General features: G+C 56.1%; 7 protein-coding genes and 1 riboswitch. All 7 genes read left to right on the forward strand.

Annotated elements, in window-relative coordinates; all coding sequences use genetic code 11:
• Positions 1-2,165 (forward strand): transcription initiation factor TFIID (locus AQR02_RS00555; RefSeq protein WP_082451922.1); only part of this gene is annotated, 2,165 nt, incomplete at its 5' end.
• A 307-nt stretch (positions 2,166-2,472) separates the two neighbouring features.
• Positions 2,473-3,753, forward strand: a complete 1,281-nt coding sequence (locus AQR02_RS00560) for a vWA domain-containing protein (protein ID WP_054938928.1) — start codon at positions 2,473-2,475, stop codon at positions 3,751-3,753.
• 253 nt (positions 3,754-4,006) lie between these two features.
• Positions 4,007-4,642, forward strand: coding sequence for a hypothetical protein (locus AQR02_RS00565; protein ID WP_054938929.1), 636 nt, complete (start codon positions 4,007-4,009; stop codon positions 4,640-4,642).
• A gap of 140 nt (positions 4,643-4,782) precedes the next feature.
• Positions 4,783-6,045: a hypothetical protein gene (locus tag AQR02_RS00570; RefSeq protein WP_054938930.1), complete on the forward strand. Its 1,263-nt coding sequence runs from the start codon at positions 4,783-4,785 to the stop codon at positions 6,043-6,045.
• Positions 6,042-6,662 carry a GAP1-N2 domain-containing protein gene (locus AQR02_RS00575; RefSeq protein WP_054938931.1) on the forward strand — a complete coding sequence of 207 codons (621 nt, stop codon included), beginning with the start codon at positions 6,042-6,044 and terminating at the stop codon, positions 6,660-6,662. The genes AQR02_RS00570 and AQR02_RS00575 overlap by 4 nt, the downstream gene beginning before the upstream one ends.
• Entirely contained in the window at positions 6,623-9,217 is a 2,595-nt protein-coding gene (locus AQR02_RS00580) for a GAP1-M domain-containing protein (protein WP_054938932.1), read from the forward strand. Before AQR02_RS00575 ends, AQR02_RS00580 begins: the two co-directional genes overlap by 40 nt.
• 537 nt (positions 9,218-9,754) lie before the next feature.
• Positions 9,755-9,961, forward strand: a riboswitch (cobalamin riboswitch).
• 168 nt (positions 9,962-10,129) lie between these two features.
• Positions 10,130-15,289 (forward strand): S-layer homology domain-containing protein, encoded by a 5,160-nt coding sequence (locus AQR02_RS00585; protein WP_054938933.1) that lies wholly within the window; start codon positions 10,130-10,132, stop codon positions 15,287-15,289.
• Positions 15,290-15,554 lie beyond the last annotated feature (265 nt).

Consider the following 15,554-nt stretch of genomic DNA (forward strand, 5'->3'; position numbering starts at 1 on the left):
GTAAGGATTATGCTGGTGATGGCAGCAGGGAACGGGTGATGACCATGGCTCTGCCGGACACGGCCGGTCGTGATCCCCGCACAATCCGCCAGGAGGTCTACCGCGAATTTCATGAAGACAGCCGCTATCTGGCCGGGATGAACCGGACACTCCGGCGTCTCGGGAACAGCATAGCCGACTACGGACGGCTGTATTCTTCGTTTGATGTTATCCATCTCTCCATCATTACGCGGGTCGATGACCCGCTTAATGTGCTGCTGCCGGAAGTTGCCCTGCTGGCCCGCGCGGTGCTAGGACAGTCGTTCAAGTCGGTGCAGACCGACCTGTGCGTGCTGATCAACGAGCGGGAGCAGGGGGACAACTTCGGATATTCCAGCTCGGTAGGGCTGGCTTTTCTGCGTGAGCTGGACGGAATGCAGCTGCCTGGTTATGCCTTTAATGCTCCGCTTCTGGTTACGGAAGAGGGGTTGTCCATTCCGGTAACCCATGGTCCATCTGCGCTGTTTGATCTTGTCTACCTGCTCTCGGATAAAAACGAGCGCGGCATGATGTCGGCGGGCGGCATGGAAGACAACTATGAGATTATCGCACACATCAGTCTGCTCAAGAACCGGGTGCGGCCATCGGCGGACCAGGCCACCGGACAAGGCGGCTATAACAATATGACATTCAAAAGCGGTATCCGCGGCAGTACAGGCCGGGAAGGATATGCTTCCGCGGGTTTCTCTGCGGTGCGCAGGCCGAGCAAGCCGATTGCCTTAGCGGTGCTGTATCATGCTTTTCATTACCTTGCAGCAGAGCTGCGCGGAGGCAGCAGCTGGAGTCTGCGTGAGCGGCAGGCCCTGCTTGGCCTTACTCCCGAAGCGCTGCGCGAACGGGCCGCCGGCTTCTTGCCGGAGGAGGCCGGAATCGCCGAGATGACCGGGCTGATGAGCCATGGCCGCCCGTCCTTCAGCGAGCTGAAGCCACTGACGCTGCGCGAGGCGGAAGAGCTGCTGTTCGGGGGAGGCGGCGAGGCGTATTTCCGCAGCAACTTTGCGGATGTATCCGCCGCACGGGCTGCGGCCCTTGACCCTGCCCGCGAGTGGGCCGCCGTGCTGGCTGCGCAGGAGCAGTCCGCTGCGCCAGTGACGTTCTACCAGCTGGCGGAGTGGACGGCCGAGCAGGGCGAGGCCGGGGGCAGCGTGCTGAACGCGCTGCGCCAGCACATGGGCGGTCTCCGCTCGGCAATCGCCTCGGCCGAGGAGGAGCTGGACCGGCTCTACAGTGAGACCGTAGACCGCCAGCCCTTCCAGCGGGTGCCGCTGCTTGACAAGCGGACCGTGCGTAATTTCATTCATTATTTATTTGATAGTATCTACAGCAGGAAATACGAGATTCTGCGTCTTAAGCTGGAGCTGAACTTAGCGGTGAGCTATGACACTGCGCTGGAGCAGCTGCATGTAGAGAGCAAAGCCAAGGTGCAGACGATGGAGGCGCTGGATGAAGAACTGCGCAGCCTTGCGCTGGCCAGCACCCTGCGCTCGAGCGAAGCGGTAGACCAGAATATCATGGAGTACTACCGCACCGTGACCGCGGAAGTTATGCAGGATATTCAAACCAGGCGCGGTGCAGGTATCTTCGCAAGCGACCGGTTCATGGGCAGCATCTCGGAGCTGCTGCGCCAGGGCGGCATCGCTGTCATCCGCCGCCTGATCGACGTATGCAGGAGAGAACTGCTGACGGCGGAGCCGTTCGCACTGCCCTTCGAAGAGGAGCTGCTGCGGCGGGCGAATGTCGCAGCAGCGTATGAGAACCGCGAAATTGTCTCCAAGGAGGAGCTGTTCAAGCGGCTGTATCTCAGTCTCGAGGATGGGGCCAGCATCAATGTCCGCCTGTTCGAATATACACAGGAGCACCGTCATGAAGAGAAATACTTCTTCGGCGACAGCACCTCCGAATTTCTGCGCTATGCCCTGAGCGCCGACGAGACGACCCGGATCTACCGGCTGGGCGTTGTCCATGAGCAGCGCAGAAGCGGAGTCGAGAAGCTGAACCTGATGGGCGGCTTCCATCTGGAGGATCTGCTCTATTACCGCAACGGCAAGGTCTATTATGAAACCTATGTCCAGAACGGTTACCGGCTGCATGGCGTGGAAGAGGAGCAGCTGCCTGTGCTTCGATGAGCAGGGTGGATGAAGGCCCAGGACAAAGCACGAGTAGACTTATTTCAGGGCAGGGCCGGGGGAAACCCCTGCCCTTCTGCTTCTATTGCAGAAAGTACATTAGAATAGAGTTATACACCGTTAATGGAGGTTTCTATTGCATTTTGTACAGCAGAATCAGGCCAATCCCGTTTTTTTGAGCGTTTATTCTGTTTTCTGTTGTAGAGAATGCAATAGAATTGAATCTGAACCCTCCCAGATGGTATTCTGTTGCACTAAATGCAGCAGAATTACTTTTGCCAGTTTCCTCCGGAAAGGATGAGTATCGATGCAGAGAAAAATCAATCTGCTCTTATTGTGCTTCAGCCTGCTGGGCGGCGGAGTAGCTTTTGTCCTCGGCGAGCTGCTGCTCGGCCGCAGGCCTTATGATCTGCCGTCAATTCTGATTATCGCCATCTATTTCGCCATTGTGGCTCTTGGCGTCGGACTGGGCGCCCTGCTTGCCGAGATGATCTCGCCGAGACTGAACGGCTTATCATGGAAGCAGCGTTATCTTGGCATGTCGTGGAAGCTGCTGCCGCTGACGGTGGTGCTGCTGTTTGGTGTTGGTGCGCTGACAGAGTTTGTGTATGAGCTGAACTTCGGCGGTGTGAAGCCGGTCAAGAATGTTGTCATGGTCATCGACGACTCCGGCAGTATGCAGCAAAGCGATCCGGGTAACAGCCGGTACACAGCGGCCGAGGCACTGGTGCAGCAGATGGATAAGGATAACCAGGTGGCTGTAGTGACCTTTAGCCAGGATGCATCAGTCGTTCAGCCGCTGATCTCACTCAAAAGTCCCGAAAACCGCGAGAAGGTATCGGCAGTAATCCGCAGTCTGCAGACGACAGATGGCGGAACAAATATCAGCGGCGCCCTTACTGAGGCGATGAACGTGATTAACAGTGACGGCCAGACCAGCCGGGGAGCTATGGTAATTATGCTGTCCGACGGCTTCAGCGAGTTTGATACGTCCAGAGAGCTGAACGAGTATGTGAGCCGCGGGATTGCGGTGAACACCGTCGGTCTTGCCCTGGATGACCAGTCCGGTTCCCGCCTGCTGCAGGATATTGCCGCCACAACAGGCGGGCAATATTACGATGTTACAGATGCGGACCGGCTGGGCGATGTGTTCCAGCAAATTTATGACCGGCTGGGTGACCGTACCCTGCTGACCGAACGCAGTGATGCTACAGCAGACAGTCCTTATTACGCAGTTGTGCGGATCTTGGCGCTGATTCTGATCGGCACCGCGCTCGGCATCGGACTTGGCATTGTGTTCGACAACCGTCATCTGGCCAAAAGCTTCGGGTTCGGCGGCTGGGTAGCCGGACTATGTGCCGGTCTGATTCTTGAATTCGGACTCAGCGGACAATCCTTCGGCGATGCGCTGATCCGCCTGATCGCTCTGCTGGTGCTGGCGGCAATCCTCTCTCTCTTCACCTATGTGGTGCCGGTAGGCGAAGGCCGCCTGTCCCGCAGGGGAAGAAGAGAGGCAGCCGCTGCTGCGCCAACTTCGTCAGAGGGTTTCCATTCGCCCCGCAGAAACCGAGGCAGCAAGGGATTTTAACCGCTATATAGATTGAATTCGAAAATATCCATTTTAGGGAAAAGTGGCGGAGGGGAATTTTGGAACTGGAGGAGCGGTAGCGTCCGCCTTTGTCTGCGGATTTCAACCGTGAAAACGGTATGAATCAAGAAATCTGCAGACAACAGCGGCCGGAAGTCCAAACATTTTCTGTAGTCACGGCCATTCCCCAATAGAAAAATCGCAAGTTTAATCTATATAGTAAAGAATGTGAATGTGAAAGGAGCTTACAGACATGAGGTACGCCGAAGATAATGCCTCCGCACCGGCAATTACCGATGTGGCTGCCCGGGTGGAGGACCGGTTCTGTACGCTTAGATGGCGCTGGCCGGACGGCGTACAGGCGGTCTATATCCATAAGGCATCAGCAGAAATGCCGGATCACGGAGAGCTTCCGCCTTCCGGCATGAAGCTGTACACCCGCGAGGAGTATAAGGCGAACAACGGATACCGGGACCGGATGGATGACATCGGCCTGATTGTCTATACCCTATATGCCCGGCTGGAAGGCAACGGGGAGATTGTGCTGGTACGCCAGCGGGACGGTGCTAATCAAACCACTGTCAGCGCTGGCAAGGCAAGGATTTATTATTCCATAGTCCAGAAAAAAGCGTTATTCGGCAAACAAAAAACGGTACATATGACGATTACCGCGGAAACGCCGGTGCCGAAGGATGTACTCTGCTACGTCAAAAAAAGAGGCGGCTATCCGGCCTCCAGGGAGGACGGGGTCCTCTTCCATTTCGTGCAGGATTTTGCTGCCGGACGGAATGCGCTCCCGCCGATTGAGATCGGCAAAGAGGACTTTGTACGGATCTTTTTCACCGACGGCCGCAAGTACGGACTGTATTATGAGCTGGTGCCGGAGTAGGCCGGGGCAGCAGGCTTCTGGTGAGCGCGTTTAAGCGATCCGGTTGAGCTATTAAAACTTAAGTTTATGCTTCCGTAGCGAGTTTTGTCCGGAGCATTTCAATGGAGGTTACGCTCACAAAACTTTAAGGAGGATGAGAGATGTCTTTTTTCAGCCGCTTTATGAAGAAAAACCAGCCGCAGCCGCGGCCGCTTTTTTATGATATTGTGTGCCCTTACTGCTTCACGAAGTTTCAGCCGGAGGATGTGGTCTTCCGGGCGATGCACAGCCGTGAAGATGATGAGAACTATGCGCTGGGCGAAGATGATGCGCTGAACAAATACCGCGAGCGCTTCGGCCTCGATACGGTGGATGATATGGAAGCGATTCTGAATCCGGCGGATATTCCGGAAGAATACCACCATTACACCGACCATGTGCTGACCGGCATTACCGACCGCTACGGGGTGCTGACGCGCAGACGGCTCTGCCCGTCCTGCCATAATGAGCTTCCTGTAACGGCAGGCAAAGTGCCGAGCAATATCATTTCGATCATCGGTGCGTCCCAGGTAGGGAAGTCGGTCTACATGACCTCGCTGATCCATACGCTGCAGCATACGACGGCCGGGCATTTTGACGCGGCCTGCATGCCGCTGAATGCCGAGATCAGCCGCAAGTTCCGCACGCTGTACGAAGAACCGCTGTTTGAGCGCGGCGATCTGCTGGCCTCGACCCAGAAGGAAAAGATGCAGGAGCCGTTTATTTTCCAGTTTGTGTTCAAGGATGAGAGCAAGCCGCCGCTGACGCTGGTGTTCTTCGATGTGGCCGGTGAAGGCATGGTCGATCAGGACTATCTGGGCCTGCACGGCCAGCATATCAAGAACTCCGCAGGGATCCTGTTTATGGTCGATCCGCTGCAGATCCGCTCTATCCGCGAGAAGATCCGGATGAATTACGGGGACCGCCCCGGAGAATGGGTCTCGCAGTATGACGAACCGCGCGATGTAGTGCTGACGATGTTCGGCGATTTCATCGCCTATCAGGAGAAGAGCAAGACGGATATTCCGACAGCGGTCGTGCTGGCCAAAAGCGACATGCTGCATTCACTGAAGGATGAGGATGGCGATTACATTAAATCCAACAGCAATGTCTTCAACAACTACGTGCACCGCAAGACGCTGAATCTGGATGAATTCCACAATATTGACGGAGAAATCCGCCGTTTTATCGAGAAGGTGGACCGTCCGTTTAAGGATACGATGGATGTGTATTTTGCGAATACCGGTTATTTCGCCGTTTCTGCGCTGGGCAGCAATCCGGTGAACCAGAGGATAGAGGGGGTAGTCAGCCCGATCCGGGTGGACGAGCCGTTTATCTGGCTGCTGCACAAGCTGAACTATATTGAGGGGAGCGACGGGCCGTGAACAGATTTTCAGGGTCCAGGATTACCCAGCAGATGTATACCCGCGAGCGGCGCGGGGTTTACCGGGCAACCGAGGGCTTCGATACAATAGCCAAGTCAGAGAGTCTCGACAATAATTTTGTCAAAAAAATGCTGCATCCCTTCTGCCTCTACGATGCTCCGGCGGAGCTGACGGCACGCGGCGAAAAGAATGAGGACATGTACCCGCCTGCGCTGCATCTGTTCCATACGGAAGCAAACGAAACGGTCATCGGACAAAGCCGCTATCTGGCGGCTGATTTTACCGGTCAGCGCAGTGCTTTTTTTGCCCATAACTTTATCGTTCCCCCGATTCGCTCGGAGGAGATTGTGGAGCATTATGGAGACTGGCTGCATGCTGACTTTGCCGGGACCTATGAAGGGGAACCCGGGGGGACGCTGCCGGAGCTTGAGGATATTCCTGTAGCGCCGCGTGAACGGCGGCCGGAGCCGCTGGCGGTACTGCGGTCACTTGGGTTTGGTGAAGAGCCATTCAAGGCGCTGCTGCAGGCGGTCATGCTCTCGGTGGCAGGAAAGAAAAAATATACATTGCCCTGGACGTGCCGGTCACCGAGCTGTCGCGCCGCGCAGCCGAACTGACGGAAGTCATCTATAGCGTGCTCCCGTATGATTTCCGCCGCAGGCTGGGCGTAATTACGTATGCAAGTGAGCCGCAGAACCGGAAGTTTATCCACCTGACTTTTGTGGAGAAGGGCTCGCTGCGCCCGGGGGACCGGAATATCGAGAAGGATTACGTGTTTGATCTGGCCTCCGGCCGGATATTGAATGCCGATTTCGGCGGGACACCGCAGCCTTTTGCCGACCTGGCCTGGAAGACGCTGAGCCAAAAGGGGAGTCTTGAGGACTTTGCCCGGTTTGCCGATGCGCTGCTGCTGGGCGAAGGGGTGGAACGCAAGCTTCAGCTTGCGCTATACAATGAGCTGGCGGTATTTTATGAGATTGAGCAGGGCAATGAGCCGCTGTATACCGAGAACAAAAACGCGGTGCTGGCAGGATTGCTGTCCTACCTGAAGCCGGAGGGTGCGCTTGCGTCACGGATTCGGCTGAACGATATGTTCCTGGAGCGGTTCGACCGCGAATATGATTTGATCCGTCAAAGGGGGATTCCCCAGCCGGAGATTCTGGAGCAGTTTAAGGAGTATTTTGCGCTGCAGGGCCATCATTACCGGGGTAAAATCGTCGATTACTTCATTAACGGCATGTACAATTGTACCACTGCAGGCCGGGAGGATGTGCTGGCAGCGGCGTATAGCATTATCGAGAGCAATGATGAGCTGAGTGAGGCTTTCTTCCAGAAAGTGCTGGGACAGGCTGTGTTCCGCAAAGCATTATTGGAGCCCTACATGGAATCCAGGCTGGCTGCAGCGGTGAAACCGGCGGATGTGCTGCGCTTTGTTGCCCACTGGGGCCGGTTTCTGCCGGAAATGCTTCAGCAGGCTTTTGTCCGTGATGGCGCCAAGGAATATTTGCTGGAGAAGCTGCAGCATGACGATAATCCGGTTGGGGCTGTCGTGGTAATTCATGAATTTGTCGAGAAGACGGAAAAAGAGCGGCGCAGAGGCAGCGGCCTCTACCCTGAGGCGCTGGCACTGCTCCAGGAGCTGGCGGCTGCCGCCGACCGTTCCCTGCTGAACCGGGTGTCGATCGATGAGCTGACGCAGGATCAGCTGCTGGATATTTCGTTCCTGCGCTACCGGGATACGGGAGAGTGGCAGCCGCCGCTGGATGCCATTAATAAGCGCAAGGCCAATGCGCTCCGCGCCGCCTACCGCTGGTTCGGTGAGGAGAATCCGGATGAGGACATCTTTGCCGGCCTGGCCCCAAGAGAGCTGGACGACGTGCAGCTGCTCGGACGCCGCTGGCTGAAGGAGGCGCGCAGCGTGGAGCCGTTTGACCGGCTGCCGCTGGCCTTTTATCACAGCAGTGAACGCGAGGGCGGACCGCTGGATTATGATGCGCTGCTGGAGCTGGTCGCACGCAAAGCGGGCGGGGATAAAGAGGCGGTGTACCGCTTTTTCGCCTGGTCACAGGGCAGCCGGTTGTTCACGGTTTCGAATAAGAAGCTATGGCCGGGGTACCGCAGAGCGATTCTGAAATATTTTCAGAACAGTGACCGCGAAGCGTTCAAGAACCGGGAATTCCGCAAAACCTATGCCTCCTCCGCAGGACCGGCGCTGCAAAATGTCTATAACGAAGCCCGGGGCAAGCTGGCTTCGCCGCTGGCGCGGTGGATCAGCCGCAGCCGATTTCAACTCCTGATCACCGGCTCCGTGCTGGGGATCGTGGTGATTGCGGCGATCATCGCCATCAGCCTGCTGCGGCCGGACCCTGCAGATACCGCGCTGCCAGAGAGTAGTGCCGGAGCAGGCGGCGGCCAGTCGCCCGTCACTGTAGCGCTCAGCGGCAGCGGGGCAGCGGCGGGCAGCCGGCTGGTGTTCACCTTCGCCGATGCGGCGGAGTGCTCTGCCTTCAAACCGGCGGAGATTGGGGTGATGTCCGGCGGGGACGTGACGGACACGTACAAGGTCACGGCGACGGCGGGCACTTGCCTCGTGCCGTCGCCTTCGCCGGAGCCGGACGCCGCCGCTACTGACGGCGGCGCGTCGGCGGCTGCGAGCGATGCAGCCGCCGGAAAGGACGGCGGCGCAGCGGGTAACGCTAGCGCCGGAACGGACGGCGGAGCGGCCGGGAACGCGAACGCCGGAACGGATGGCGGCGCAGCGGATAACGCCAGCGTCGGAACGGATAGCGGCGCAGCGGATAACGCCAACGTCGGAACGGATAGCGGCGCGGCCGGGAATGCTAGCGTCGGAACGGGCAGCGGGGACCAGGGCGTCTCGTCCCCGCCGCCAACCGGCCCGATTGGCGCAGCGTCTTATCAGGTCACGGTTGACCTGGAACCGGGGGCTGAGCTGGCCCCGGGCAGCATGATTGTCGCCGGTGACTACAAGCTGATTGTCCAGTCTGCCCCGGACACCGCACCTGCTCCGTCACCAACGGTTCAGCCTTCCGCGGCTGCTGAAGAAACGCCTGATGCTGACGCTAAGACTGGCGTTAATGCTGATGGTAGCGCTAATGCTGCTAACGACACTAATACTTCAGAAAATGCTAATGCTGCTAACGGTACTAATTGAACTAGCATAAGTTACGGAACCAAAGTAATTACGGAACCGCCATTACTAACGCTACTGAGTCAGCAGACACTGTTGCGTGCCGAGTAACAAGAGTAAGCAAAGTTACGCAGAACTACATCCTGAACAGCACATGTTGCCGCAAACAATAGGGCAGGTGGGTTCAGGATTTTTTTCTGCTGATTAGTTGGATTTCCTCCCGCTAACACCTGCTTAAAAGGGGGACATCCACAACTAGTTGGAAATAATCCAGCTAATTATCTTCTTTTCTGCAGCCTATGCCCGGAACAGTCGAATATAGTGGAGGAATTCCACTTAGTCCCTCTAATATGTCTATTTTCGCGGGATTAGCGGTAGTTTTTCCAACTAATAGGAATCCTTTCGTGATTCTCATAGAATCTGAAACGTAGGCACAATATACATAGAGCAAAACCAGATACAGTCTGCGGTCAACGCACTCACGGCAAGCCGGAGAGTTATTGAAGCACCTTTTCTATAGACATACAGGGGAATACTAGATATGATTATGAATATTAAATTTCATAGGGTTTTGAAAAAGGTGCGGATTCTATATCCATTGATAGAACCGCTTAAAAGGGAAGGCCGGTGGAAATCCGGCGCGGTCCCGCCACTGTGATGCGGAGCAACTCCTGCTTGAAGCCACTGTCCAGCTGATAATACGGACGGGAAGGCCGGGAGAAGCGATGAAGCATAAGCCAGGAGACCTGCCTTTTTCACGAACGTTTCTATTCTTCGTGGGGTAAGAATGCGGAACATATGCAAATGGACTGTGGCTTACGTGTGTAATTTGCCGCGGCCCTGAATTTGTATTCTTCCCGGACCGCCCTTAAGAGGGCGGTCTTTATGTTGTCTGCTGTATTGTAAGACCATTTTATCTATGAAAAGAGGTTAACGATGAAGACGATGTTCCCCGCCAAGTTCTTTAGACTAGGCCTGGCTTTATTGCTGGTTATCTCGATTATAGGAGCTGCTGTTGTTCCTGCCGGGCAAGCGGTATCCGCAGCCGAATCCTCTCCAGCTGTTGCGGGTACGGATACGGTTACAGATGCGGTGTATGAGGCAGCAGGCCAAATTACCGCGACAGAAGCCACTTACAAGACTGCCGAATATATTCTAGGCAGCGGCGTGACGTCTGAATGGCAAGCCATCGGACTTGCCCAGGCTGGCTACAGGGTGCCGGACAGCTATGTCCAGTCCCTGACTCAGCAAGTGCAGACTGCCGGCGGCAGCTTCGCAAGTGTCACTGAGTATGCACGTATTGTGCTGGCGGTGAAGGCTGTAGGTGCTGATCCGGCGGATTTTGCCGGAAACGGTTCAACGGCAGGCTACAATCTGCTCGAACGCATCTATAACAATGAGAAGATCAGCGGCCAGACGCTGAACTATCCTGTGTATGCGCTGCTGGCACTGGATTCCGGTAATTATACCATTCCCGGCGATGCCAAGTGGACCAAGGCGGCGCTCTTGACCGAGATTCTATCCAAGCAAAATGCAGACGGCGGCTTTGCCCTGAATTCAGGTGCAAGCGAGCCGGATATAACGGCGATGGCCTTAACGGCCCTGTCTGCATACAAAAGCGACCCGGCGGTAGCGACTGCCGGACAAAAAGCGGTAGCCTGGCTCTCGGCAGCACAGGACAGTAAAGGCGGCTATGGCGATAACAGCGAAAGCGCCGCCCAGGTCATCATCGGGCTGACCTCTTTTGGGATTGATCCTGCGGGCGCCCAGTTTACCAAAAACGGAGCGGACCTGGTCGGAAGACTGCTGAGCTTCCAAACCTCATCCGGCGGATTCATTCATAACGCGGGCGGCAGCATTAACCCGTTTGCAACCGAGCAGGGACTGCAGGCGCTGGTCGCTTATAAACTGTTCAGCGGCGGCAGCAACGGCAAGCTGTACGACTTTACGAAACCTGCGGCGCAGAACCCGCTGGTGTATGTACCGCTGGTCATTGAAGGGCCACAGGGCACACTGGGCCAGGGAAATGCTTATGCAGCGAACGCGCTCGAAGCGCTGGAGAAAGTGGCGGCCCAGAACGGGCTGGCGCTTAAGAATCCTTCCGGCAGCTATGTTACGGGGATCGGCAATGTAATCGCCGGAACCTACGGCGGCTGGGACGGCTGGATGTATGCGGTGGTCCGCGGCGGACAGTGGCTGAATCCCGATGTAGGGATGAAGGACTTTAAGCTGAAGGACTCGGACCGGGTAATCGTTTATTACGCGGGCAGCGATACACAGCTTGTGGAATCCGTTACCTTATCCAAGGCGCAGCCTGGGGAAGAGGAGCCTTTTACCGTCACGGTTAATCAGATTAAATGGGTCTGGGATAACACAACCTCTACCTCCAGCCCGGTAATCTCCAAGGCAGCCGGGGTTGAGGTCGCGATCGGGGATCAGAAGGCTGTTACGAATAAAGACGGCAAGGCCGAATTCACCGCAGGGGTAGCGGCAGGCGATTATACGCTGACTGTTACCGGTTATGTGGCGGGGGCTGCGCCGAAAGTTGCAAAATACACGCAGGCTATAACGGTAGTCTCGAAAAATGTATCCGCCTATCTGGCGATTGAAGGACCCGATGGAACGGTTGCGGAGGGTACGCTGAAAGCGGCCAATGTGCTGGGAGCACTGAAAAAGCTGACCGCATCGCAGAATATTCCGCTGCAAATTACGGATTCTGCCTATGGCAGCTACGTCTCCGGCATTGCCGGAATAACAAACGGAACCCGTGATGCCTACTGGAATTTTGTTGTTTTACGCAGCGGGGAATGGATCTACCCAAGTGTGGGCATGGGGGATTTTGAACTGCAGGCATCGGATAAGGTGCTTGTCTACTTTGGCGGAACAACTACGCAGATCGTGGATAAGGTTGTGACTTCCCCGCTGCAGCCGAAGCCGGGTGAGCCGTTCACGATTAAGGTTACGCAGAAAAAGTGGGTATGGAACAATACCACTTATACCAGTGATCCGGTAGTTTCGCCTGCGGCAGGTGTAAAGGTAACGATTGCCGGTACAACCTTAACTACGGATAGCCAAGGCCAGGCTGTGGTGGAAAAAGGGCTTTCCAGCAAAATATATACAGTGGCTATATCCGGTTATGTTGAAGGTGCGGCTCCCAAAGTTGCCCGCTATACCCAGTCACTGAAGGTGGCTCCGGGCAATGTTTCGGCCCATCTGTCTATTGAAGGACCGCAGGGTCCACTGGCCGAAGGCACGCTTGATGCATACAATGCGTTTGATGCGCTGCAGCAGCTTGCTGCTTCCGGCGGTATTCCGCTGCAAAGCACGGAGTCCGCTTTCGGCATTTTTGTATGGGGCATCGGCGGGATAGAGAATGGCGCTTACAGTCCTAACGACTATTGGGGCTTCGCGGTATCACGCGGCGGGGCGTGGATTTATCCGGATGTAGGCTTGAATGATTTTGTACTGCAGCCATCTGACAAAGTGCTTGTCTACTATACCGGAGCTAACACGCAGGTGGTCAATTCGCTAGCCGTTTCGCCTGCGCAGCCGAAGCCGGGCGAGCCGTTCACCGTTACGGTGGAACAGAAAAAATGGGTTTGGAATAACACGACTTATACATCAGACCCGGTAATCTCCAAGGCAGAGGGCGTACAGGTCAGTGCCGGGAAATTAACGCTATCAACAAACGCTGAGGGTGTGGCTTCCTTCCAGCAGGGCTTACCTGCAGGTTCGTACACGCTGGCCGTAACCGGGTATGTAGAAGGTAAAGCACCTAATATCGCCCGCTATACACAACCGTTAACGGTAAGTGCTCCTGTCCAGGCCTCGGCGACGATTTCTGTCATCGGTGACAGTGTAAAGGGAACGATTCTGCCGGGTACCACAGTCATTCTGAATGACGGTGAAACCGCCTATAGTCTGCTGGTCCGCCAGCTTGGAAGCAAGGTGGTCAGCAGCGGTACAGGTAGTGACATCTACATCCGGTCCATCGACGGTCTGGGAGAAGGAGACCGCGGGCCGGAGAGCGGCTGGATGTACTCCGTAAATGGAGAATTTCCAAATTACAGCGCAGCAAGTTATAAGCTAAGCAACCGGGATACGGTGGCTTGGCGTTATACGGTTAAGAACGGAGATCTGGGCGGTTCAGCTGCCGGGTTAGGCGGCACAGGAACGACGGTCAGCGGTGTTGATATCACGGCAGACAATATGCTGCCGCTGGGCAGGGTTCTGCAAACGACAGCCGTTTCCGGTACAGTCATGACACGGGCAGAAGCAGCTGCGCTTAAGCAGAGTCTGAGCGCCAATGTTGCTTCCTTCGAACAGGATGTGACTCCGGCTGCAGCATCTTTAAAAGACAGCGGCGGTGAAGTAGAGCTGAAGCTGCCTGCCGGTGCAGTCTCCGGTACGCTGAAAATCAGTGTGCGTGAGAGCAGCGCAAACCGTCCTGAGCTGGTATCGGGATTGTATGATTTCAAGCCTGACGGCACCAAATTCCTGAAAACAGCGGATCTCCTGATCAAGATTCCTGTTACCGCAGCTAATCCGGCCAATCTGGCCCTGGCCTGGCTGGATGAAAGCACAGGGAACTGGATACCGGTTCCTGCGTCACTTGACCTCAAAACGGGGATCATGACCGGTAAGGTCAGCCATTTCACCACTTATGCGGTCGTGGACCGCAGCAAATTTGAGCCGAATCAGGCCCAGCTGATCAGCGATATTGCCGCTACAGCTGCAAGGGTTACGGTCGCCGGAGAACTCAGTGACTGGCAGGCGCTTGGCCTGGCCCGTTCCGGCCATTCTGTACCGGCCGGCTATCTGAGCGGGGTGAAAGAGCGGCTTGCCGCAAGCCAGGGCGAGTTCCGCAAAGTTACGGATTATGAGCGTCTGGTACTGGCCGTGGCCGCTGCCGGAGGCAATCCGCAAAGCTTTGGCGGCTACAATCTGATTGAGAAAATTTACAGCAATGACAAGATGGCCAGCCAGGGCAGCAACGGTTTGATTTTTGGCCTGATTGCCCTAGACAGCGGCTCCTACAGTGTTCCGGCAGGTGCGCTGTGGACCAAAGAACGGCTGATCCAGTCCATTCTGGAGCTGCAGAGTAAGGATGGCGGATTCCCGCTGACCGCAGGCGGAACCGATGATGTGGATCTTACCGCGATGGCAGTATCCGCGCTCTCCTCCCATACAGAGCAGGCGGCAGTACAGACAGCGCTGGATAAAGCGGTCACTTGGCTGTCGCAGCAGCAGCTGGAGAACGGCGGCTATAAGCTGTCCGGAGTAGAGAACAGCGAGAGCACCGCACAGGTGATTATCGCTCTTACTGCAGCGGGTGTCGGTCCGGGAGATGCACGTTTCGTCCAAGCGAAGGGCGGACTGCTGAGCCATCTGGCCTCATTCAGACAAGCGGACGGCGGGTATGCCCATGCCGCCGGCCAGCCGGAGAATAGTCTGGCTACCGAACAGGCACTGCTGGCCCTGACTGCATATAGCCGCTTCCTGACGGGAGACAGCAAACTATTCAGTATTTCACCGGCAGCTGTCAGCAGTACCGTATTCACAGACGAGAGCCGCATTTCTTCGTGGGCGCTGGATTCCGTTCATGCCGCCTATGATCAAGGATTGATGAAGGGCGTCAGTGAAACCGGCCTGCTCTTCGCGCCGAAGCAGCAGATTTCCCGTGCCGAATTCGCAGCCCTTCTCCTGAGACTGATGAATCAGGACCCGTCTGCAGCGGCTGCGACACCTGTATTCAGCGACGTGAAGCCGGGTGCGTGGTATTATGGAGCAGTGCTGAAGGCGAAGGAGCTGGGAATTATCAGCGGAGTATCGGATAAGGTCTTTAATCCTGGCGGAGCTATTACCCGCCAGGATATGGCAGTCATGATCTCCAGAGCCTTCAAGCTGGAGAACGCTGCTGCAGCTGCGGTTCAGGCCGGGGCCTTCACGGACGAGAGCCGGATTAGCAGCTATGCGCTGTCCGCTGTACGTACCGTCTCTGAACTGGGCTACATGACCGGCTTTAACGGAGCCTTTGATCCGGCGGCAACGGTAACGCGGGAAATGGCTGCGGTCGTAGCAGTAAGATTGCCTTAACAAAAGATTACGCAAGAGGGCAGATTTACAGCCCGTTTTAAGATAGAATGATAAAGACATATTGGATAGGGATGGAACGGGGGAGCAGCAGAAAGCCCTCGTTCTTTCCCTTTTTTACGGAGGTGTGAACGTTAATGTGGAAATTAGCCATTCGCAGGTTGTTATATCCTATGCTCCTCCTGCTGGCGGCGCTGCTGTTCGCAGGCTGCGCTTCGGAGCGGCCTGTCGCCGGTACAGACGGCGGCAATGCTGGCGCAACGGCTGC

Origin of the sequence: Paenibacillus ihuae, assembly GCF_001368795.1 — a bacterium.
GTDB classification, from domain to species: Bacteria; Bacillota; Bacilli; order Paenibacillales; family Paenibacillaceae; genus Paenibacillus_AQ; species Paenibacillus_AQ ihuae.